Annotated in this window: 1 rRNA gene; it reads left to right on the top strand. The window is 38.8% G+C overall.

Features of this window, described 5'->3' with window-relative positions:
• The first annotated feature begins 17 nt into the window (after positions 1-17).
• Positions 18-135, top strand: a 5S ribosomal RNA gene (gene rrf, locus JQM81_RS13560).
• The last annotated feature ends 210 nt before the right edge of the window (positions 136-345 follow it).

Below are 345 nucleotides of genomic sequence, written 5' to 3'. Positions count from 1 at the left end.
AAAGAATCAGGGATCTTTCTGGTGGCGATGCGCTTAGGGGACACACCCGTACCCATCCCGAACACGATGGTTAAGCCTTAAGCGGCCGATGGTACTTCACTGGAGACGGTGCGGGAGAGTAGGTGGCCGCCAGATTTAAAAAAGAAAATAACTGGTTTTACCAGTGATTAGAGAGTTGAACAGAAGATTCAGGTTTCTAATGACTGATAAAAATTCAGTCAATATGTACCTTGAAAATTGCATATAAGAAATAGAAATGATAAGATAAATATCTTAATCAAGACATCCGAGGTAATTGTTATAAACAGAGTAATGAGATAATGATTACAACACAATTCGAAGAAA

This window comes from Faecalicatena contorta, assembly GCF_021531895.1.
Classification (GTDB): domain Bacteria; phylum Bacillota; class Clostridia; order Lachnospirales; family Lachnospiraceae; genus JAFBIX01.
Note: the sequence above shows the minus strand (reverse complement) of the source record. Positions and strands in the feature narration are given on the sequence as shown.